The organism is Flavobacterium ginsengiterrae (assembly GCF_039539785.1).
Taxonomy (GTDB): domain Bacteria; phylum Bacteroidota; class Bacteroidia; order Flavobacteriales; family Flavobacteriaceae; genus Flavobacterium; species Flavobacterium ginsengiterrae.
On record NZ_BAABDU010000003.1, the window covers coordinates 1,161,688 to 1,184,990 of the forward strand.

The following is a 23,303-nucleotide window of genomic DNA, read 5'->3' on the forward strand; positions in this document are numbered from 1 at the left end:
GCGTCTAATTGTATGCCGAAAGTATGTTAAATGAACTTACCTGACTTATATGGTTAACTTGAACCTAAAATATCAATTTATATCCAGCAAGAAAAAGCATTACTGCAATGGCATTTCTAAGAAACTGATCCGGAACTTTTCCGCTTAACATACTTCCCATGTAGATTCCTGGGAGTGATCCCATTAATAATTGTCCTAATAATCCCAAATCTAAATTTCCCATAGATGCGTGACCAATTCCCGCAACCAAAGTTAATGGAACGGCATGTGCGATTTCTGTTCCTACTAATTTAGGAGTTGGTAATAAAGGATAAAGGAAAAATAAAGTTACTGTTCCTAAAGCTCCGGCACCAATTGAAGTCAAAGTTACGGTTGCTCCTAATAAAACTCCAATCCCAATTGTCAGCATATTTTGAGTCGTACTTTCACTGTGAAATTTATCTCCGGCATGTTTCTGTGAAAACTTCATTAATTTCTGTTTGAAAATAATAGCAACAGAGGTAAATAATAATGCCCAGCCTAAACTTTGTTTGATAACACGATTTATAGTTTCGATATCTGTTTTGATGCTATGCAGTATCCATAAAGTTATCAAAGCGGCAGGAACACTTCCTAAAGTAAGCCATCCTGTGATTTTCCAATTGATATTACCTTTTTTATTGTGAACAAAAATTCCTCCGGCTTTAGTAAATGCGGCGTAAAGTAAATCTGTTCCAACGGCTGTTGTTGGCGGAATATTAAAGTATAATAAAATAGGCGTCATTAAAGAACCGCCTCCTACACCAGTTAACCCAACAATAAAACCCACTACTAAACCTGCAATGACAAGACCAATCTGAAAATCCATAAAAAAAATTTGGCGCTAAAATAATAACATTTTTATAATTATCCTATAGATTTGGTAGAGATTAAATGTTTATTTTTACAAATCACAAAATAAGGTTGCGCTGTTAAGATTTTAAGGAGCAGTGCATAATTTGTTAAATTAATTTACTAATCGTTCTTTAAATATCTTCTGTGTTGGTTTATAAGGTAATAGCTAATGCAAAAAAGTAAATATATTGTTTTGATATTTCGAAATATGTAGTACATTTGCAAAGTAATCTACTAAGCCGATAGGGTAATGGATTTTTAAGAACAAAAACAAATTCTTAAAATATGGAAAATGAACTTAAGTTAAACAACACTGCGGTAAAGTCTAATGCTTTGTTAAAGGAAAATTTATGGGTCGTAATACCTGTGGTTTTGTTGTTAGGTTTGGTAGCTACATTAATTTATAACCATCACGCTGAATTTTCGTGGAATGGTTTTGTTCAGGGATTTGATGAAAATCTTTTAGCGTTCTTTTTGATCGGAGTTTTTGCTCAATTGGTAGACGGAGCATTAGGAATGGGGTATGGAGCGACTTCAACCTCGTTTTTGTTGGCTTACGGAGTGCCACCAGTAGTAAGCAGTACAGCAGTTCACGTTTCAGAAATGTTTACAACAGGAGCTTCGGCGCTTTCGCATCATCGTTTTGGAAACATCAATAAAAAATTGGTAAGGCATTTGTTGATTCCAGGAGTTTTGGGTTCAATTACTGGAGCTTATTTATTGTCTGATGTTATTAATGGAGATGTAATTAAGCCATTTATAGCTGTTTACATGATTGTTTTGGCAGCAATTATCATCAAAAAAGCGTTGAAGAAAAACGTTGAAAAAAAGAAAACTAAAAAATTAGGTGTTTTAGCTGTTTTTGGAGGTTTTATGGATTCAGTTGGAGGCGGAGGCTGGGGGCCGATTGTAACTTCAACTTTGTTAGGAAGAGGAAGAAATCCGAAATATACGATTGGATCTGTTAATGCTGCTGAGTTCGCGATTTCATTTGCAAGTGGAATCACTTTCATGCTTTTTGGTGGAATTCATGGTTGGCAAGTTATCATTGGATTGATTGCCGGAGGCGTAATCGCAGCACCAATTGCAGCATTTTTAGTAAATAGAATTAAAAGAAAGCCAATGATGATAGCAGTTGGAATTCTAATTATAGTATTGAGTTTAAAAACATTATCTAAATTATTTTAAAAAATAATTTTAGAAAGGAAGAGATTATGAGTGCGAGTATTGTACAAGAATTATTAGAAAAAACAAAAGACTTTTCGCTTGACGAAACCTTAGTTTTTTTAGCAAACGAATTTCCGGGAAAAGTAATTTTTTCGACTTCTTTCGGTCAGGAAGATCAGGTAATTACTGATTTTATTGCTAAAAGTAATACCGATATTACGGTATTTACTTTAGATACAGGAAGATTATTTCAGGAAACGTATGATGTTTTTCATAAGACATTAAAAAAATACAAAAGACCAATTGAAGTTTATTTTCCAGAAGCAGCATCAGTAGAAAATCTGCTTCAGACAAAAGGACCAAACAGTTTTTACGATTCAGTTGAAAACAGAAAAGAGTGCTGTTTTATTCGAAAAGTAGTTCCGTTACGAAAAGCTTTAGCAGGAAATTCAGTTTGGATTACAGGTTTAAGAGCCGAACAATCAGAAAACAGAAGCGATTTGAATTTATTTGAATACGATGGAGGTTTCGAAATCATCAAATTCAATCCATTATTAAAATGGACTTTAGAAGAAGTTGAAACGTATCTTTCTGAAAATAATGTTCCGCAGAATGCTTTACATAAACAAGGTTTCGTAAGTATTGGATGCGCGCCTTGTACGAGAGCAATTTTCCCAGGAGAAGATATCAGAGCTGGAAGATGGTGGTGGGAATCAAGCCATAAAGAATGCGGTTTACATGGTGCAAAAAAAGAGTAAACCGGCAGAGAGAATAGAAAATAGATTATAGAATAAAGAATAACGAGTCTGAGATTCAAACAACCTCAAACTTGAAACAAAAAAATAACAACAATAATGAGTTCAGTATTAAAAACAAACGCTTTAGAGAGTGAAGCGATATACATTTTCAGAGAAGTAATTTCACAGTTTGACAAACCGGTTTTACTTTTCTCAGGAGGAAAAGATTCTATTACATTGGTGCGTTTAGCGCAAAAAGCATTTTTTCCTGCTAAAATTCCGTTTCCTCTATTGCACGTAGATACGGGACATAATTTTCCTGAAACAATTGCTTTCAGAGATAAATTGGTAGAAGAATTAGGTTTAGAGTTAATCGTTCGTAATGTTCAGGATGCTATTGATGAAGGAAAAGTGGTTGAAGAAACTGGAAAATATTCTAGTAGAAACAGCTTACAGACAACAACACTTTTAGATGCAATTGAAGAATTTAAGTTTGATGCTTGTATTGGTGGTGCGCGTCGTGATGAAGAAAAAGCAAGAGCTAAAGAACGTATTTTCTCTGTTCGTGATGATTTCGGACAATGGGATGAGAAAAATCAAAGACCTGAGTTGTTTGATATTTTGAATGGAAAAATTGAAAATGGACAAAACGTGCGTGTTTTCCCAATTTCAAACTGGACAGAATTAGATGTTTGGAGTTATATCGAAAAAGAACAAATCGAGATTCCTTCCATCTATTTTTCACATAAAAGAAAAGTTTTTTTGAGAGACGGTTTAATCTGGTCGCATTCTCCTTTTGTGTACCAAGAAGAAGACGAACAAATCGAAGAAAGAATTGTTCGCTTCAGAACCGTTGGAGATATGAGTTGTACAGCCGCTGTTGAATCTTACGCAGCAACAATCGAAGAAGTTGTGGGTGAAATTAGATCATCAACCATTTCTGAAAGAGGAGCCAGAATCGATGACAAACGTTCTGAAGCTGCAATGGAGAAAAGAAAACAACAAGGGTATTTTTAATAATTATGAGTTATGAATTGTGAATTATGAATGCAATTCGGAACGAAATTTTAAAAGTAAAAATCAAAAAAACAAAAACATACAGATTATAAGTTTCGAGAAAACATGAAACCTCAAACTTGAAACCTGAAACAAAATATTACAGAATGGACGTTTTAAAAATAGCAACAGCAGGAAGTGTAGATGACGGAAAAAGTACTTTAATCGGAAGATTATTGTACGATACAAAATCATTGACAACAGATAAAATCGAAGCAATCGAGAAAAGCAGTAAACAAAAAGGATACGATTATCTTGACTTTTCGCTTGCAACAGACGGATTGGTGGCAGAAAGAGAGCAGGGAATTACGATTGACGTTGCACACATTTATTTTTCGACAGCAAAGAAAAGTTACATTATTGCCGATACTCCGGGTCACGTAGAATATACGAGAAACATGGTTACAGGAGCTTCAACTTCTCAGGTTTCTATCATTTTGATCGATGCCAGAAAAGGAGTTATTGAGCAAACTTACCGTCACTTTTTCATTAATAATTTATTGAGAGTAAAGGAAGTAATTGTTGCCATCAATAAAATGGATTTAGTTGATTACTCAGAAGAAGTTTTTAATAAAATCAAAACTGATTTTGAGGCATTAAATGCAAAAAGTACTTTCAAAGAACAAAATGTAAGCTATATTCCGTTAAGTGCAATCAACGGCGGAAACGTTGTGGATAAATCGGAAAATATGCCTTGGTACGAAGGTCAAACAGTTTTAGAACATTTAGAAGGATTGCATTCTCATGATGTTTACGAAGCAGGAAAAGCACGTTTCCCGGTTCAGACCGTTATTCGTCCGAAAACAGAAGAATACCATGATTTTAGAGGATACGCAGGAAAATTATACGGAAATTCAATTAAAGTTGGAGATGCCGTAACAGTTCTTCCTTCTTTAACAGAATCAAAAGTTTCAAAAATTCACTTTTTCGATAAATCATTTGACGAAGCTACAGCGGGATCTTCAATTACAATCGAATTAGAAAATGATATCAATGTGACAAGAGGCGATATGATTGTAAAATCATCTGAACTTCCAAAAATTGAAAAAGATATTACAACAACAATTTGCTGGATGGACAGTAAAAAACTGGTTGCAGGAACAAAATATTTGGTTCAGCACAACACCAACAGAGTTTTAGCAAAAGTAGAAAGCATCAAAAATACAATTGCAACAGATTATTCTGGAACAACAGAAGCTTCACAATTAGCGATCAACGAAATTGGAGAAGTAACAATCAAATTAAGCAAGCCATTGTATTTTGATTCTTATAATGAAAACAAATCAAACGGAGCTTTTATCTTGATCGATACAGCGACAAACACAACAGCAGGAGTAGGATTCATTAAATAGTTGATGGTTTTTGGTTTGTAGTTGATAGTTTTCTCTCAACAGCAACCATAAACAATTAACCATAAACTACAAACTAACAAGGAAATGGAAAGTTTTAGAACAGAAATAGAAAACCCGATAGTTCAGAAGGAGATTATCGAATTAGAAAAAAAGATTCACTTATTCCGTGGAGGAAAAATTGATGATGAGCGTTTTCGTAGTCTTCGTTTAGCGCGTGGAATCTACGGTCAGCGTCAGGAAGGTGTTCAGATGATTCGTATCAAATTGCCTTATGGAAAAGTTACCAGCGAGCAATTGAGAAGAATTACGGAAGTTTCAGATAAATATTCTACAGGACGTTTGCATATTACAACGCGTCAGGATATTCAGATTCACTACGTGAGTCTAGACAGAACACCTGAACTTTGGTCAGAATTGGCTAAAGACGATATTACTTTGCGTGAAGCTTGCGGTAATACGGTTAGAAATATTACAGGAAGCGAATTAGCAGGAGTAGATGTAAACGAGCCATTTGATGTTTCACCTTACGCACACGGACTTTTTCAATATCTGTTAAGAAACCCGATCTGTCAGGAAATGGGACGTAAATTCAAAATTTCGTTCTCTTCTTCAGATGAAGATACTGCTTTGAGCTATTTACACGATTTAGGGTTCATTCCAAAAATCAAAGGCGGACAAAAAGGATTTAAAATCATGTTCGGCGGAGGTTTAGGATCTCAGCCAGCGCATGCAGAATTACTTTCTGAATTTGTACCAGTTAACGAAATCATTCCAACAGCAGAAGGAATCATCCGTATTTTCGATAGATACGGTGAACGTGCAAAGAGAATGAAAGCGCGTATGAAATTCTTAATCAAAGAAATGGGAAGAGATGTTTTCCTTGATTTAGTTGAAAAAGAGAAAAAAGCAATCGCTTTTGAAACATACGAAATCGACACAACTGCTTTTGATGGACCAATTGCAGAACCAGTTTTAGAAGTGCCACAAGTTACAATCGAAGATACAAAAGCTTATGAAGCTTGGAAAAAATCGAATGTAATTGCACAAAAACAAGCAGGATATTATGCTATCGGAATCAAAGTTTTATTAGGAGATTTTTATACGGATAAAGCCAGATTATTAGCAGATTTAATTAAAAATTACGCAGCAAACGAATTGCGTTTTTCATTGCGTCAAAATATTGTAATACGTCACGTAAAAGAGGAAAATCTTCCTTTCTTTTATCAAGAATTAGCCAAACTTGACTTTGTTCATTTAGGATATAATTCAGTTGGAGATATTACGGCATGTCCGGGTACTGATACTTGCAACTTGGGGATTGCAAGTAGTACCGGTATTGCAGAAGAGTTAGAAAGAGTTTTAAGTGCAGAATATCCTCAGTATTTAAACAACCGCGAAATCGAAATCAAAATTTCGGGCTGTATGAATGCGTGCGGACAACATAATATGTCTGCAATCGGATTTCAGGGAATGTCTATCAACTCAGGAAAACTAGTAGCTCCGGCTTTACAGGTTTTATTGGGCGGAGGAAGATTAGGGAACGGACAAGGACGTTTTGCTGATAAAGTAATCAAAATTCCAAGCCGTAGAGGGCCAGAAGCTTTGCGTACCATCTTAAATGATTTTGACGCTAATGCTAATGGAGAAAAATTCCTTAACTATTATGACTTAAAAGGAGAGAAATACTTCTACGAAATCTTAAAACCATTATCTGATGTAACCAATTTAACAGAAGCCGATTTTGTGGATTGGGGTAACGCCGATAACTACGTAAAAGCAGTTGGAGTTGGAGAATGTGCTGGTGTTGTGATCGATTTAGTAGCGACTTTATTGTTTGAAGCTAAAGAGAAATTGATTTTAGCTCAGGATTCTTTCGACGAGAAAAAATGGTCAGATGCAATTTATCATGCTTACGCAGGATTTGTAAATGGAGCAAAAGCTTTATTATTGGCAGAAAACCAAAAAACAAACCACCACGCAGGAATTGTAGATTTATTTGACACTGTTTTTATCGATACCAATAAAATCGAATTGAATTCAACTTTTAAAGATTTGGTATATCAAATCAATAAGAATGAACCATCTGAAACTTTTGCTAAAGATTATATTGCTCAAGGAGCAGTTTTCTTTGATAAAATCGAAACATTCAGAGCACAAGAATTAGCAAATGCATAATATCCTAAAACCCAAAGTAACTTTAGTTGGCGCAGGTCCCGGCGACCCGGAACTGCTTACGCTTAAAGCCGTAAAAGCGCTGGCTGAAGCGAATGTGGTTTTGTATGATGCTTTGGCAAACGAAGAAATTTTAGCGCACGCTCCCAAAGATTCCATCAAATTATTTGTCGGAAAACGAAAAGGAAACCACAGTTATACGCAGGATCAAATCAATCAATTGATTGTAGATAATGCTTTGACTTATGGAAATGTCGTGCGATTAAAAGGCGGAGATCCTTTTATTTTTGGAAGAGGAAGCGAAGAAATCGAATTCATAGAAAGCTTCGGAATCAAAACTGAAGTTGTTCCAGGAATTTCATCAGTAGTTGCCGTTCCGGCTAGTCTTGGAATTTCGATTACCAAAAGAGGAGTTTCAGAAAGCTTTTGGGCGATTACAGGTACAACATCCGACAGGAAATTATCTTCAGATGTAGCTTTGGCGGCACAATCATCTGCAACAGTTGTAATCCTGATGGGAATGCACAAACTGCCTCAGATTATCGATTTGTTTCAAAAAGAAAACAAAGGAAATCTGCCAGTTGCCATCATTCAAAACGGAACAACAGCGGAAGAAAAAGTTGGCGTAGGAACTGTAGATTCAATTTTAGAAATCGTAAAAGAAAAAGAATTAGGTTCTCCGGCCATTATCGTTTTAGGCGAAGTGGTTCGCGAAAGCCATAAATTAAAAGGATTTTACGAAGAGTTTTGTCAAAAGAAGGAGTTGGATAAAATGTTCCGTCAGAACCAATTCGTTGGAAAAAAATGATCGATTGAAGAAAATCATCTAATTTTGATTAGGTGAAAATAAATTAAAATGGAACAAAACGAATTATATCCAATATTTCTAAAGCTTCACAATTTAAATGTACTAATTGTAGGTGGAGGAAATGTAGGTCTGGAAAAGCTTTCTTTCTTGCTCAAGTCAAGTCCGAATGCAAATGTTGAGGTAGTAGCAAAAGATTTCCATCTGGATATTAAAGTCTTAGCAGAAAAACATCCTTCGATTAAATTAACCGAATCGAAGTTTAAAAAGAAAATGCTTAAAAAGCGCCACATGGTAATCGCTTGTACAGACGATTTAAAAGTCAATAAAAGAGTTTATGACTTGGCCAGAAAGCGTTATTTGGTATGCAATATCGCCGATACGCCAGATTTATGTGATTATTATCTAGGCGGAATTGTAACAAAAGGAAATGTAAAAATTGCCATTTCGACTAACGGAAAATCGCCAACAACGGCAAAAAGATTAAGAGAGTTTTTTGAAGAAGTAATTCCAGAAGACATCAATCAAATGGTTGAGAACCTAAACGAATACCGAAAAACGCTTAAAGGCAATTTTGAAGAAAAGGTTAAAAGGATGAATGAGATCACTTCTTCATTAAAAAATAAAGAGTAAAAAAGTTTCGGAAAGAAATAAATGATAAAAATCATTGACAGTCCAAGGATTTATTTGTTTCTTTGCGTTATTAAGAATGATTATAAACAACAACATAATGATTAAAACAGATATACTTATAATTGGAGCAGGACCAACAGGTTTATTTGCCGTTTTCGAGGCAGGATTATTAAAATTGAAATGTCACATCTTAGATGCTTTACCACAAGCAGGAGGACAGCTTTCAGAATTATATCCTAAGAAGCCAATTTATGATATTCCTGGATTCCCAGAAGTTTTAGCTGGAGACCTAATCGACGGACTAATGGAGCAAATCAAACAATTTGAACCAGGTTTCACTTTAGGAGAGCGTGCAGAAACAATCGAAAAACAAGAAGACGGAACTTTCATCGTAACTTCAAACAAAGGAACTAAATTCCACGCGCCAGTTATTGCTATCGCTGGAGGTTTAGGAAGTTTCGAACCTCGTAAACCACTTATCGAAGATATCGAGTTTTATGAAGATAAAGGAGTAAAATACTTCATCAAAAATCCTGAGAAATTCAGAGATAAAAGAGTTGTTATTGCAGGAGGAGGAGATTCAGCATTAGACTGGTCAATTTTCTTAGCAAATGTAGCTTCAGAAGTAACTTTAATTCACAGAAGAAACGAATTTAGAGGAGCTTTAGATTCTGTAGAAAAAGTACAGGAATTAAAATCAGCTGGAAAAATCAAATTAATCACTCCGGCAGAAGTTATCGGAATCAACGGTGCAGAACACGTAGAATCTTTGGATATTGAAGAAAACGGAGCTCACCGTAAAATCGACTGTGATTATTTCATTCCACTTTTCGGATTAACACCAAAATTAGGTCCAATTGGAGATTGGGGATTAGAAATCGAGAAAAATGCAATCAAAGTAAACAACGCTTTAGATTACCAAACTAATATTCCAGGGATCTTCGCAATCGGAGATATCAACACATACCCAGGAAAATTAAAATTAATCCTTTGCGGTTTCCACGAAGCAACATTAATGTGCCAAGCAGCATACGGAATCATTAATCCAGGTAAAAAATATGTATTGAAATATACAACAGTTTCTGGTGTAGACGGTTTTGACGGAACTCGTAAAGAGGCGCCAAAGGCGGTTGTGAAGGCGATAGTTTAGTCTGAGGTACTGAGGTTCTAAGAGACTAAGGTGCTAAGATTTTTATATAGTAAAGCCCAAACTTTTTAAAGTTTGGGCTTTTTTAGCTTAGTACCTCAGAAGCTTAGCATCTCAGAACCTTAAAAAAACGTATCTTTGTGATTATATAAATTTTGTTACCATGAATTTAGAAGCAAGAAAATATCAGTTTATTCAGGAGTTGGTTAAGGTTGAAGATGAAAGCGTATTGGAAAAACTCGAATTGGTTTTGAAAGCAAATCAAAATGATTGGTTTGACGATTTATCCAAATCAGAGCAAGAAGAAATTCAGTTAGGAATTGAACAAGCTGATAAAGGAGAATTGACGAGCCATGAAGAGGTGATGAAAAGATTTTCAAAATGGCATTAAAAATTGAATGGACTTCACAAGCCGTAAAAGGTTTTAATAAAGTTCTCGATTATTTAGAAGCAAAGTGGACAGCCAGAGAAATTTTGAATCTGGAAAATAATATTCAACAAGTAATCAATCAGATAAAAAACAATCCGGAACAATTTCCAAAATCTTCAAGAAAAACCTCTTTACATAAAGCAATTGTAGATAAAAATAATTATTTAGTTTACAGAATAAATAAAGAAGCAAACATTGTTGAAATTATCAACTTTAGAGGAACAAAACGAAAGCCTAAACATTAAAACAAAAAAATCCCAGAGGGATGAAATATTTATAGAAAAGAAATAAATATCCGTATCAATAGAGCTCCAGAGGAGCGACTTTGATGTTCAAATTATTTTTCTATAAATATTTTGCTCCTCTGGAGCATATTAGACAATCAAATTCAAACATAGCCCACGGTTTCAACCGTGGGATGCGTGTTGTTGAAGTACGTATCTTGATTTGCATTGCGTCCCCACGGTTGAAACTGTGGGCTATGTTCTACAATCTTGTGTTTACATATTAAATAATTCAAAACAAAGATTTTAAACTTAGTAGCTTAGCAACTCAGAACCTTAGTAGCTTAAAAAAAACATCACATTAACTTAATCTTAGTTCCTTTGACCTAACATATTGAGATAGTAGCTTTGTACCTTGAAAAGAAAAATTTTGAAGAATCAAGATAAAATGCTAACTTTAGAAATGTATTAAAAATTATCTATTATGAATTGGGATGAAGAAACACTACTAGAAGAAAATGCCAACATTGAAAATGAGATGAGTATGACAGATAATGAATTTACAGATCATCAAGAAGTCATAGATACATTTTTGAATTGGGACAGAAGTTTTTAAAAACTTTCTGATCAAAAGAAAATAAGCTCAACTTTTAATTGAGACGGAAAAATTTAAAAGAAAAGCTCAAACTTTGTAAATAAAGTTTGAGCTTTTCTTTTTTAAACTTTGAGCTTTTTCAGCCTAGTAACTTAGTATCTTCAAAAAACTTAGAACCTCAGAACCTTAGCCTCTTAGAAACTTTAAAAAACGCTTGCAATTAACCGCTTTATGTCGTTACTTTGCAGCGTTCATAATTTTATTGAAAGTTATCACGAAAGGCGGAGGGATAGACCCAATGAAACCTTAGCAACCCTTTACCATAAAGAAGGTGCTAAATTCTACTTTACACTGTAAACACAGTAACTAAGATAGATAACACAAATACAAACAGTATTTCTCAAAACTTTTCCTGACAACATTACAACAAAATTTCACTGAAATAAAATTTAGTGAAAGGAGCGAATCATTGACGCATTTTTGCCGTCATGGGTTCCCGCTTTCGCCTATATCTCTCCACTCCGTTGCGAGGATACCGGCTCAATCGGGGCTAAAGAGCCACAATTGTGAACTTTTGGAATTAAAAATCAAGATATCCTTTAGAGTTGACAGGTTTTTAAAACTGTCAGGTCTAATTAAAGAATTAAATAAGCTTAGTGTCTTAGCGTCTTCGTGGCAAAAGGCAAAACAGTATGTCAATAAAAGAAGCAATAAAAGAAAGAATCCTGATCCTGGATGGAGCAATGGGAACCATGTTACAACGCTACAACTTCTCAGAAGAAGATTTTCGCGGCGAACGTTTCAAAGATTTTCCGCATCCGTTAAAAGGAAACAACGATTTATTATCACTTACACAACCGCAAGCAATTCGCGCTGTACATGCTGCCTATTACGAAGCAGGAGCAGATATCGTAGAAACCAATACTTTTTCAGGAACCACAATCGGTATGGCCGATTATTTCATGGAAGATTTGGTTTACGAATTAAACTACGAATCGGCAAAAATTGCCCGTGAAGTAGCCGACGAATTCACAGCTAAAAATCCGGCAAAACCACGTTTCGTAGCTGGTTCAATTGGACCAACAAACCGTACAGCAAGTATGTCACCAGACGTAAACGATCCAGGTTACAGAGCCGTGACATTTGATGATTTAAGAATTGCTTACAAACAACAAGTAGAAGCTTTATTAGACGGAGGTTGCGATTTACTTTTAGTAGAAACAATTTTCGATACATTAAACGCAAAAGCAGCACTTTTTGCCATTGAAGAAGTAAAAGACGAACGCAATATCGATGTGCCAATCATGGTTTCAGGAACGATTACAGATGCTTCAGGAAGAACACTTTCTGGGCAGACAGTTGAGGCATTTTTGATTTCAGTATCACATATTCCATTATTGAGCGTTGGTTTCAATTGCGCTTTAGGAGCCGATTTGTTGAAACCATATTTAAAAACATTATCACAACATACACAGTTCAACGTTTCAGCGCATCCAAATGCAGGATTGCCAAACGCGTTCGGACAATACGATGAAACACCTGAACAAACACAGGCTTTTATCAAAGAATATTTAGACGATAATTTAATTAATATCATTGGCGGTTGCTGCGGAACAACTCCAGATCACATTCGATTAATGGCAGAAGTTGCGAAGGATTATAAGCCGAGAGTAGCGCCGATATTTGCTTAATTAGAGAATTACTGTTGATGAAACAATTAAGAATAATATCAGTTGTTTTTATACTTTTTGGTTTGTTTGGTTTCCGAAGTGAAAAAGCTTCGTTAAAAGCGACACAAGAAATACCGTCTGATTTTTATTTTGTGATTAACAGTGGAGGAAATGATGCATATAATTCTCAGTTTAATAGTTTTTATAGAAAATATTTAAATGAGGAAAAAACAGTAAAAGTTGAATTAACATTAGAGGAAAAAAGGAGAATTTTTGAGTTTATTAAGAAAGTCGATTTTTTTAATATGCCAACGATTTTTGAGCCAACGGGAAAATCTGGAACCATTAAAGTTAGAATGCCCAGTTTTCAAAATAGCATATCGGTTTTTATGAGCGGCAAAAAGAAATATGTGAGTTATGAAAATGGATTTACTGATGATTTAAATGAGAAAAAAGTGAAGCCTTTTCTTGATTTATATAAGATGATTTGGGACATTTTAGACAAAAAAGAAGAAATAAAAAAAATGCCAAAATCAGATTATTTTTATGAATAATTAACTCGAAATATAATTATGAAACCGAGTCTGCGTGAGGGATAGAAGTGGAAAGCCCACAGCCTGACGAAGGAAGAGCGAGGACTTGCAACGGATAGCCCGGCCGAAGGACACGCCCAAATAAAAAAGATTAGAGGTTTAAAAGCCTAAAAAATATACAATAAAACTTAGAACCTAAGCCTCTTAGAAGCTTAGCAACTTTAAAAAGAAATGACTGAAAAAAGAAGAGACCTTGTATTATCAGGATTAGAACCTTTGATTATTACGCCCGAAAGTGTTTTTGTAAACGTTGGGGAGCGTACAAATGTTACCGGTTCGCGAAAATTCCTTCGATTAATCAAGGAAGAGAAATATGATGAGGCACTTGATATCGCAAGACAGCAGGTAGAAGGAGGAGCGCAGATTATCGATATCAATATGGACGAAGGAATGTTGGATGGTGTAACTGCCATGACTAAATTCCTAAATTTAATTGCAGCAGAACCCGATATTTCGAGAGTGCCGATTATGATCGACAGCTCGAAATGGGAAATTATTGAAGCAGGTCTGAAAGTAGTACAAGGAAAAAGCGTTGTAAACTCCATTTCGTTAAAAGAAGGAGAAGAAGCTTTTATTCATCATGCCAAATTAATCAAACGTTATGGTGCGGCGGCAATTGTCATGGCTTTCGACGAAGTAGGTCAAGCTGATAATTACGATCGTCGTGTCGAAATTTGTGCGCGTTCTTATGATATTTTGGTAAACAAAGTAGGTTTCCCTCCGCAGGATATTATCTTCGATTTGAATATTTTCCCAGTGGCAACAGGAATGGAAGAGCATAGATTGAACGCATTGGACTTCTTTAGAGGAACAAAATGGGTTCGTGAGAATTTGCCACACGCACATATAAGCGGTGGGGTGAGTAACGTTTCGTTCTCATTTAGAGGAAACGATGTGGTTCGTGAAGCGATGCATTCGGTTTTCTTATACCACGCCATTAAAGAAGGAATGACAATGGGAATCGTTAACCCAGAAATGTTAACGATTTACGATGATATTCCGAAAGATTTATTAGAACACGTAGAAGACGTAATTCTTGACAGACGTGACGACGCGACTGAAAGACTTTTGGATTTTGCAGAAAATGTAAAAGGCGAAGTTAAAAGCGACGAAAAAGCCGTTCAGGAATGGCGTTTAGGATCGGTTCAGGATCGTATTACGCACTCTTTGGTAAAAGGAATTGATGCTTTTATTGAAGAAGATGTTGAAGAAGCACGTTTGGCTGCCACAAAACCAATTGAAGTTATTGAAATCAATTTGATGGCTGGAATGAATGTCGTTGGAGATTTATTCGGAAGCGGAAAAATGTTCTTGCCTCAGGTAGTAAAATCGGCTCGTGTAATGAAAAAAGCGGTGGCTTATTTATTGCCATTTATCGAAGCAAGCAAACAAGCCGGAGACAAACAAGGAAACGGAAAAATCCTAATGGCAACCGTAAAAGGCGACGTTCACGATATTGGAAAAAACATCGTTTCGGTGGTTTTGGCTTGTAATAATTACGAGATTGTAGATTTAGGTGTAATGGTGCCTCCAGAGAAAATCATTGCTGCGGCGATCGAACATGAAGTAGACATTATCGGATTAAGCGGACTGATCACACCTTCGCTTGACGAAATGGTTTACTTAGCCAAAGAATTAGATAAACAAGGAATTAAAATCCCAATTATGATTGGTGGGGCAACCACTTCGCGTGCGCACACAGCCGTGAAAATTGCGCCTCAATACAGAGAAACTGTAATTCACGTAAACGATGCTTCGAGAGCCGTTACTGTTGCAGGAAACCTGTTAGATCATAACCGAAAAATATACGCAGCAGATATTCGTGCAGAATACGATTCGTTTAGAGAAACATTCTTAAATCGTTCGAGAGACAAAAACTTCCTTACGATTGAAGATGCTCGTAAAAATAAATTACAATTGGATTGGTCTGAATATACTCCGACGAAACCAAAGAAAATTGGCGCTCAAACTATCGAAATAGAATTGGATGTTTTAGTTCCGTATATCGACTGGACACCATTTTTCCAGACTTGGGAATTGTACGGAAAATATCCGGCAATTTTAACCGATGAGGTTGTGGGTGAACAAGCAACTTCAGTTTTCAATGATGCTCAGGCAATGCTGAAAGTGATTTTGGAAGAGAAAAAACTAAAAGCAAAAGGTATTTATGGAATTTTTCCTTGCAATCAGGTAAACGATGATGATATCGAATTGCGTGATGAAAACGGAAAAGTATTAGAGAAGTTTTTGACTTTGAGAGTACAATCTCAAAAAACAAAAGGCGCTCCAAATCCAGCTTTAGCTGATTTTATTCTGCCAAAAGAAAGCGGAATTGATGATTATATGGGGGCTTTCTGTGTAACAACAGGTTTTGGTGTTGACGAATGGGCTGCAGAATACGAAAAGAACCTTGACGATTATAATTCGATTATGGTTAAAGCGCTTGCCGATCGTTTTGCTGAGGCTTTCGCTGAATATCTTCACGAAAGAGTACGTAAAGATTTCTGGGGTTACGACTCAGATGAATCTTTAACCAACGAAGAATTAATTAAAGAATCGTATAAAGGAATCCGTCCTGCGCCAGGATATCCAGCTTGTCCGGATCACTTGGAGAAACCAACGATTTGGAAACTCTTAGATGTTGAAAAACAAATTGGAGTAACCTTAACAGAAAGTATGGCAATGTGGCCGGCGTCATCGGTTTCTGGTTATTACTTTGGAAATCCGAAAAGTAAATATTTCGGTCTCGGAAAAATAAAAGAAGATCAGGTTACAGATTATGCTAAACGCCGAAATGTACCGCTGGATTACGCAATGAAATGGTTAAACCCTAATATAGCAGATTAACGAAAAGTTATTTTGGTTTCAAGTTTCAGGTTTCAAGTTACAGTAGAGAACTTGAAACCTGAAACTTAAAACTTTGAAACAAAAATCTAATAATGAAAGTAACAGAACATATAGAAAACGCCAAAGGAAAAACATTATTCTCATTTGAAATTATTCCGCCTCAAAAGGGGAAAAGTATTCAGGAATTATACGACAATATTGATCCGTTAATGGAGTTTAATCCGCCGTTTATTGATGTAACGACTTCTCGCGAAGAGTATATTTATATCGATAAAGGCAACGGACTTTTAGACAAAAAACTGACTCGTATGCGTCCGGGAACGCTTGGAATTTGCGCTTCTATAAAACATAAATATAATGTTGACACTGTTCCGCATTTGCTTTGCGGCGGTTTTACAAAAGAAGAAACCGAATATATGCTGGTTGACTGTCATTATTTAGGAATCAACAATGTAATGGCGCTTCGTGGCGATGCAATGAAACATGAACAATCTTTTACACCAAAAGACGGTGGAAATCATTATGCAGTTGATTTGGTAAAACAGATTAAAGATTTAAACTGCGGACAATATCTGCACGAAGTAATTGATGCAGACAACAAAGCTGATTTCTGTATTGGTGTTGCGGGTTATCCGGAGAAACATTTAGAGTCACCGTCTTTACAATCGGATTTAAAAAGATTAAAAGAGAAAGTTGACGCTGGAGCAGATTACGTAGTTACACAAATGTTTTTTGACAATGCTAAATATTTTGCTTTCGTAGAAAAAGCAAGAGAAATGGGCATCACAATTCCAATTATTCCTGGAATTAAACCAATTGCGGTTCAAAGACATTTACAAGTTCTCCCTCAAATCTTTAGAATCGATTTACCAGAAGATTTAATCGATGCAGTAGACAAATGCAAAAATAACGCTGAAATCAAACAAGTGGGAATCGAATGGGCGATTCAGCAATCATTAGAATTAAAAGCAGCCGGAGTTCCATTTTTACACTATTATTCAATGGGGAAATCGGAGAATATCAGACAGATTGCGAGTAAAGTTTTTTAAGGTTTATTAATTTTTAAAACGCCTAGTTTTGTCATTTCGACGAAGGAGAAATCTCCGCGAGTAGCTCCGCAAAGATTTTCCTGAGATTGTCGAGTTACTCGCGGAGATTTCTCCTTCGTCGAAATGACAAGATTACGGGAAAATTGGAATTTGGATTTTCAAAAATTGGAATTTGATTCAAGGATTTTGTTTAATTTAGAAGTTTAAATTTTCATATCATGGAAAAAGAAGAATTACAAGCCATAGCCTCACAATTAAAAAATCCTTCAGGCGAAAAAGGAATTGAAATGGGAAATATGATGAACGAAACGAACATCAATATGACCAAACATTCCATTCAAAATTTAAATATTTCAAAAGAAAATAAAATTCTCGAATTAGGTCACGGAAACGCGAGACACGTTGAATTTTTATTCGAACAAGGAAAAGATTTAAAATATTACGGACTTGAAATGTCGGAACTGATGTTTCAGGAAGCACGCCAGATTAACCGAAATTTTGTTTCTCAAAAACAAGCTTTCTTTTCGCTTTATGATGGCAACAAAATTCCGTTTGAAGATGAATCTTTCGATAAAGTATTCTCTGTAAATACTATTTATTTTTGGCAAAAGCCAGAAGAATTACTTGCAGAAATTTACAGAGTTTTAAAACCAAATGGAAACTTCTGTCTGACTTTTGCTGAAGAAGATTTCATGAAAAAACTGCCGTTTACGCAATTTGAGTTTGAACTTTACAGCACTCAAAAAGCACAGGATTTAATTGGAAAATCCGATTTCAAAATCGTTTATACCGAAACACAGAGCGAAAAGGTAAAAAGCAAAACCGGCGAATTGGTAGAAAGAGCTTTTACAACGTTTGTTTTAGAAAAGTCGTTTAAATCATTTTAAACTGCGTGTTTAAATTTTTCAGCCGCGTTTTAGTACTTTCATTTTTTCATTTTGGTTTCTAGATTGTAATACTTTAAAAATTATGGAAGTAAAAAAAATCAATTTTCTACAGAGTTACAGCAGTATTTTATTGCTTCTTGGAGGTATTATAGTTGGGAGTATTTTTGGATTGGTTTTTGGCGAAAAAGTTTTGGTTATAAAACCAATTGGAGATATTTTCCTGAATTTACTTTTTACGGCCATTATTCCATTGATATTTTTTACAATTGGTTCGTCGGTTGCGAATTTGGAACAGAAAGAAAAGCTTGGAAAATTATTTGGAATAATGATCTTAGTTTTTCTTTGTACGCTTTTGATTTCGGCAATCGTCATGATTTTTGCGGTTTATCTTTTTCCAATTCATCAGGATATTGCCATTACCAAAGTTCCCTTTGAAAATATTCAGTCAGGTTCTGTCGGAGATCAGATTGCAAAGTTGGTTACAACAAATGATTTCTTCGAATTATTATCGCGTAAAAGCATGCTGGCGTTAATTATATTCTCGTTTTTAATTGGTTTTGCCACTTTACAATCGGGAGAAAAAGGAAATGGTTTTAAGAGCTTTCTGGATTCTGGAAACGAAGTCATGAAACAGCTTTTAAATATTATAATGAAATTTGCCCCAGTCGGACTTGGCGCTTATTTTGCTTATCAGGTTGGTATTTTTGGCCCGCAATTGTTTGGTGTTTATGCAAAACCTATGGCAGTTTATTATGCAGCTTGTATTTTTTACTTCTTTACATTTTTCAGTTTATATGCTTTTATTGCTGGCGGAAAACGAGCTTTTAAAGTTTTTTGGAGCAATAATATCACGCCATCTTTAACCGCAATTGGAACTTGCAGCAGTATTGCGACAATTCCGGCAAATTTGGATGCTGCACAAAAAATGGGAATTCCAGCACACGTTCGAAATCTGGTAATTCCGCTTGGTGCGCCTTTGCATAAAGACGGTTCGAGTATGTCATCTATTTTAAAAATTACTTTTCTTTTTGCCATGTTTGGAAAAGATTTCACCGAGCCTTCAACAATACTTTTGGCTTTAGGAATAACAGTTATTGTTTCTATAGTCGAAGGAGGTATTCCAAACGGAGGTTATATTGGAGAAGTTTTAGCCATAACAGTTTATGGTTTCCCAATGGAACAGGCACTTCCGGTCGCCATGATTTTAGGTACTCTTGTTGATCCAATCGCTACTTTGTTAAATGCAAATGGTGATGTAATAGCTTCAATGATGGTTTCCAGATTCTCTGAAAAGACAAAGTGGTAACTTCTTTATAAAAAATAAAATCTTTATTAATCTGCTTTTATCCGCGCGATCTGCGTGAAAATAACTAATACAATAAACTTATGAATTCTATATTACAACAAGATCTAAACGATTTAGAAAATATCTTAGAAAAAGCAAAACAACAAGGAATTGATTTTCTAAACAACCTTGATGATATTCCAACTTCAAACCAAAATAAAATTGATCCTAAACGTGTTTTAAATGAATTAGGAATAGGTTCAGAACAAGCTTTAAAAGAGTTTAAACAAAGATTAGCGCCTTTATTAGTTTCTTCTCCCGGACCGCGTTACTGGGGTTTTGTAACAGGCGGATCGACTCCTGCTTCTATTGTAGGCGACTGGCTGGCATCGGTTTACGATCAAAATACGCAGTCTGTAACTTCTCAGGGAGGGAATTCGGCTTTAATAGAATTTGAAACCATTAATTTATTACTTCAATTATTAGAACTTCCGGATTCGTTTTTGGGCGGATTTGTAACCGGGGCAACGATGTCTAATTTTACTTCTCTGGCGGTTGCCAGACAATGGTTTGGAGCGCAGTTTGGAAAAGATTTTGCCAAAAACGGAATTTCTGAAACTATTAATATTCTAACTGCAACGCCTCATTCTTCTTCAATAAAATCACTTTCAATGCTTGGAATTGGAAGCCAGAATTACACTTTAGTAAAAACAATTGAAGGTAACAGAGAAGCTCTGGATATCGCTGATTTAGAAGAAAAAATGAAAGCTTTAAATGGGAAACCATTTATTTTAATTTCGAGTGCCGGAACTGTAAACACTGCTGATTTTGATGATTTTGAAGCAATTGCAGGATTAAAAGAAAAATACAATTTCTGGTGGCATATTGATGGTGCGTTTGGCGGTTTTGCAGCTGTTTCAGAGAAATACAAGCATTATGTAAAAGGCTGGGAAGGAGCAGACAGTATTACAATTGACTGTCATAAATGGCTGAATGTTCCTTATGAAAGTGCTTTTTATTTAATTAAAAAAGAACATATAAATCTTCAAATTGAAACTTTTCAAAATTCAAATGCTCCTTATTTAGGAGATCCGCTGGAGAATTTTAATTATTTAAACGTGCTTCCGGAGAATTCACGACGTTTACGAGCTTTGCCGGTTTGGTTTTCTTTAGTTGCGTATGGTAAAGAAGGTTTTTGTGATATTATTGAAAAAAGCACGCAGCTGGCTCTTCATTTTGCAAATGCACTTATTGAAGATAATAATTTTGAATTGCTGGCGCCAATTCGCTTAAATAATGTTTGTTTTACAATTAAAGGTGATGATAATCAGGATAAGGTTTCTAAGTTTTTAGCGAAACTGAATTATACCGGAAAAGTATTTATGACGCCAACTGTTTATGAAAATAAAAAAGGAATCAGAGCGTCTTTTGTAAACTGGAGAACAACGGAACAGGATATTAAAATTGTGATGGAAGAAATGAAAAATATTCTTGAAGATTTTGATCTGTAAAACTCAAAATAAAAGAGCCTGCTGAAATTAGCAGGCTCTTTTTTCAAAAAAAAATAAAAAACAAAAAAACAAGTTTCAAGGGATTCAAATTCTATATGTAAAGGCTAATGTAGCAATACGATTATCCAGATCGTATCGTTTATTAATCGCAGTTTGTCCAACTACCGAGTTTATGTAAAAGTTGTTCGTATTAAGAACATCTGTAAAATTTAGTTTAAAGTTTCCTTTTCCTGCCAAAATCTGTTTTGAAACTCCAATGCTTAAATCAAAAAATCCATCTCTTTGGTAAACTCCCAGATTTGATTTTGACTGGTATTGTGCATTGGCTTCAGCTTTTAAGCTTTCGGTTATAGTAAACGAATTTTGTACACTTAAATTTGCAGTTACAATAGGTGTAATTGTAGATGAATTAAGTATGTTGCCCATAAAACGATTTTCAAAAACATTAAAAAGTGTGTTTACAGACCAATATTTAGCAAGCTCAGCAGTGTGCGTGATATTAGCTCCATAATTGTATGATTTCGATACGTTTATTTGTGTTGTTACTGTTATATTGCTGCTTGGATCATAGTTGTAAACTTCTGTAAAAACATCTTTGGTAGTGTTAAAGTACAATGAAGCCATAAAAGCACTTTTCCAGGCATATCCTATTTCTGCAGCATGCGTAATTTCTGGAACCAAATTTGGATTTCCCTGCGAATAGTTAAAAGGATCATCATAAAAACGGAACGGATTTAAGTCAAACTGGCTTGGTCTGTTAATTCTTTTACTGTATGAAGCATGTACAGAATGACTGCTGGTAAATTCATATTTTAAAGAAAGACTCGGAAACCATTTTAAATAATCGTCCTGATGTTCTTCGTTTAAAGTTTTTTGTAAAATATCAATTGCTGTATATTCTGTTCGCAAACCGCCCTGAATGTTGAAATCACCAATTCGGTATTTATAATTGGCATAAGCCGCATAAATTTGCTCTTTATATTCAAAGTGATTGGTAGAATTAGCGTCTATCAGCCATTGATTATTATCTAAATATTCATAAACCGATGGATTATCATTGTTTTTTATGCTGGCTTTAAAACCCCATTCAAGAGTTTGTTTCTCTGTAAGCGGATTTGTAAAATCAACTTTTCCGGTAAAAACTCTTAATTGAGACGGAATATATCCTCTTCTATCGCTAACCGGAGTTGCGCTTGAAGAACCTTGATCATCTGCACTCTGAAACTGATTTGACCTGAATTTTGAAGTTTCATATTCAAAATCAAAAGACATGTTTTTTCCTTCATTGTTAAACTTATGAACTCCGGAAAAAGCATAGGTATAATCGAACCATTTTTCTTTGCTGTCATTATAAGTTATGGCATCAAACTGAGGTTGATTCATTGAGTTTAAAACACTATTTGTTCCATTGGCCGTATTTTCATAACGTCCTATTTTAGCATCTACATACGCTTCAATATTGGTTTTTGGAGAAATCTCATATTGCGTTCCAATTTTAAAATTGTTAGATGTAAGCGGCTCATCTGTTATTGATGTTTGATGATTTGTTGTCGAAACCTGCTGACGGGTTTCATCTGTATATTGTGTTTGATTAAATTTTTTGCGCTCTTCTTCACCTCTAAAAGTGTAGCTGTAATTTCCGTAAACGCCCAGTTTATTTTTATTGTAACTTAAATTCATTCCAGAATTTGTTCTGTTTTTACGGCCTCTCGCATAACTGGTAAATGCTGTTCCTTTTAATCCTGAATTACTTGGTTTCTTTAAAATAATATTGATAATTCCCGCTTTTCCGGCAGCATCATATTTAGAAGATGGATTAGTAATAACCTCAATTTGCTTAATATTTGATGAAGTTGTCGATTTTAAATAGTTGGCAAGTTCTTTTTGCGAAAGCTGTGTTAATTTGCCATTAATCATTACAGCAACTCCCTGTTGTCCACGAATAGATAAATCTCCATCTTGAGAAACTACAACTCCGGGCGCTCGCGATAAAACATCTAATGCGGTTCCGCCTTCAGAGACAATGCTGTTTTCAACATTAAAAACAAGTCGATCTGATTTTTGAGTATATAAAACTTTCTTTTTTGTAATCACTATTTCATCTAAAACATTAATTGAGGTTTCAACTATACTGTCATTTTCCTGTTCTGTCTGCGAATAGGAATAGACGGAAAATGCCAGCATAATTGAGGTTAAAATATTCTTCATGTCGTTTTTGGGCTTTTAATTTGTAATAGGCTTGTATATTTATTGTAAAACGATTTGTTCAA

Annotated in this window: 20 protein-coding genes and 1 riboswitch; of the genes, 18 read left to right on the forward strand and 2 right to left on the reverse strand. The window is 35.1% G+C overall.

Annotated elements, in window-relative coordinates; genetic code table 11:
* Positions 1-64 precede the first annotated feature (64 nt).
* Positions 65-847, reverse strand: a complete 783-nt coding sequence (locus ABD859_RS07920; RefSeq protein ID WP_345142593.1) for a sulfite exporter TauE/SafE family protein — start codon at positions 845-847, stop codon at positions 65-67.
* 311 nt (positions 848-1,158) lie between these two features.
* On the opposite strand from ABD859_RS07920, the gene ABD859_RS07925 reads away from it, so the two are divergent.
* The 18 genes from ABD859_RS07925 (at position 1,159) to ABD859_RS08010 (ending at position 21,033) form a co-directional block, all read left to right on the forward strand.
* Positions 1,159-2,061 (forward strand): TSUP family transporter, encoded by a 903-nt coding sequence (locus ABD859_RS07925; protein WP_345142596.1) that lies wholly within the window; start codon positions 1,159-1,161, stop codon positions 2,059-2,061.
* A 26-nt stretch (positions 2,062-2,087) separates the two neighbouring features.
* Positions 2,088-2,798 carry a phosphoadenylyl-sulfate reductase gene (locus ABD859_RS07930; RefSeq protein WP_345142599.1) on the forward strand — a complete coding sequence of 237 codons (711 nt, stop codon included), beginning with the start codon at positions 2,088-2,090 and terminating at the stop codon, positions 2,796-2,798.
* A gap of 96 nt (positions 2,799-2,894) precedes the next feature.
* Positions 2,895-3,794, forward strand: coding sequence for a sulfate adenylyltransferase subunit CysD (gene cysD / locus ABD859_RS07935; protein ID WP_057117574.1), 900 nt, complete (start codon positions 2,895-2,897; stop codon positions 3,792-3,794).
* Between the two features lie 146 nt (positions 3,795-3,940).
* Positions 3,941-5,185: a sulfate adenylyltransferase subunit 1 gene (locus ABD859_RS07940; RefSeq protein ID WP_345142602.1), complete on the forward strand. Its 1,245-nt coding sequence runs from the start codon at positions 3,941-3,943 to the stop codon at positions 5,183-5,185.
* A gap of 84 nt (positions 5,186-5,269) precedes the next feature.
* On the forward strand, positions 5,270-7,360 hold the full coding sequence (locus ABD859_RS07945; protein ID WP_345142606.1) for a HEPN domain-containing protein: 2,091 nt from the start codon (positions 5,270-5,272) through the stop codon (positions 7,358-7,360).
* Positions 7,353-8,165, forward strand: a complete 813-nt coding sequence (cobA, locus tag ABD859_RS07950; protein WP_345142609.1) for a uroporphyrinogen-III C-methyltransferase — start codon at positions 7,353-7,355, stop codon at positions 8,163-8,165. Before ABD859_RS07945 ends, cobA begins: the two co-directional genes overlap by 8 nt.
* A 48-nt stretch (positions 8,166-8,213) precedes the next feature.
* A complete protein-coding gene (locus tag ABD859_RS07955) occupies positions 8,214-8,795 on the forward strand; it encodes a precorrin-2 dehydrogenase/sirohydrochlorin ferrochelatase family protein (RefSeq protein ID WP_345142611.1) in 582 nt (193 codons plus the stop codon).
* A gap of 97 nt (positions 8,796-8,892) precedes the next feature.
* On the forward strand, positions 8,893-9,945 hold the full coding sequence (locus tag ABD859_RS07960; RefSeq protein WP_345142612.1) for an NAD(P)/FAD-dependent oxidoreductase: 1,053 nt from the start codon (positions 8,893-8,895) through the stop codon (positions 9,943-9,945).
* 160 nt (positions 9,946-10,105) lie between these two features.
* Complete coding sequence (locus tag ABD859_RS07965) at positions 10,106-10,333, forward strand: hypothetical protein (protein ID WP_345142614.1); 228 nt, start codon at positions 10,106-10,108, stop codon at positions 10,331-10,333.
* Positions 10,324-10,617 carry a type II toxin-antitoxin system RelE/ParE family toxin gene (locus ABD859_RS07970; protein ID WP_345142617.1) on the forward strand — a complete coding sequence of 98 codons (294 nt, stop codon included), beginning with the start codon at positions 10,324-10,326 and terminating at the stop codon, positions 10,615-10,617. The genes ABD859_RS07965 and ABD859_RS07970 overlap by 10 nt, the downstream gene beginning before the upstream one ends.
* 463 nt (positions 10,618-11,080) lie before the next feature.
* Entirely contained in the window at positions 11,081-11,212 is a 132-nt protein-coding gene (locus ABD859_RS07975; protein ID WP_345142619.1) for a hypothetical protein, read from the forward strand.
* Between the two features lie 245 nt (positions 11,213-11,457).
* A riboswitch (SAM riboswitch) is annotated at positions 11,458-11,573 on the forward strand.
* Between the two features lie 310 nt (positions 11,574-11,883).
* Entirely contained in the window at positions 11,884-12,882 is a 999-nt protein-coding gene (locus ABD859_RS07980; RefSeq protein ID WP_345142622.1) for a homocysteine S-methyltransferase family protein, read from the forward strand.
* Positions 12,883-12,899: 17 nt separating this feature from the next.
* Positions 12,900-13,415: a hypothetical protein gene (locus ABD859_RS07985; protein WP_345142625.1), complete on the forward strand. Its 516-nt coding sequence runs from the start codon at positions 12,900-12,902 to the stop codon at positions 13,413-13,415.
* 210 nt (positions 13,416-13,625) lie between these two features.
* Entirely contained in the window at positions 13,626-16,301 is a 2,676-nt protein-coding gene (gene metH, locus ABD859_RS07990) for a methionine synthase (RefSeq protein ID WP_345142629.1), read from the forward strand.
* Between the two features lie 92 nt (positions 16,302-16,393).
* The gene (gene metF / locus ABD859_RS07995; RefSeq protein WP_345142632.1) at positions 16,394-17,350 is read left to right on the forward strand and encodes a methylenetetrahydrofolate reductase [NAD(P)H]; all 957 of its coding nucleotides are present in this window, start codon (positions 16,394-16,396) and stop codon (positions 17,348-17,350) included.
* Positions 17,351-17,568: 218 nt separating this feature from the next.
* Positions 17,569-18,237: a class I SAM-dependent methyltransferase gene (locus ABD859_RS08000; RefSeq protein WP_345142635.1), complete on the forward strand. Its 669-nt coding sequence runs from the start codon at positions 17,569-17,571 to the stop codon at positions 18,235-18,237.
* Positions 18,238-18,319: 82 nt separating this feature from the next.
* A complete protein-coding gene (locus ABD859_RS08005) occupies positions 18,320-19,543 on the forward strand; it encodes a dicarboxylate/amino acid:cation symporter (RefSeq protein ID WP_345142638.1) in 1,224 nt (407 codons plus the stop codon).
* Positions 19,544-19,623: 80 nt separating this feature from the next.
* Complete coding sequence (locus ABD859_RS08010) at positions 19,624-21,033, forward strand: pyridoxal phosphate-dependent decarboxylase family protein (RefSeq protein WP_345142641.1); 1,410 nt, start codon at positions 19,624-19,626, stop codon at positions 21,031-21,033.
* An 84-nt stretch (positions 21,034-21,117) separates the two neighbouring features.
* Here ABD859_RS08010 and ABD859_RS08015 read toward each other — a convergent pair whose 3' ends face one another.
* A complete protein-coding gene (locus ABD859_RS08015; protein ID WP_345142644.1) occupies positions 21,118-23,241 on the reverse strand; it encodes a TonB-dependent receptor domain-containing protein in 2,124 nt (707 codons plus the stop codon).
* Between the last annotated feature and the right edge of the window lie 62 nt (positions 23,242-23,303).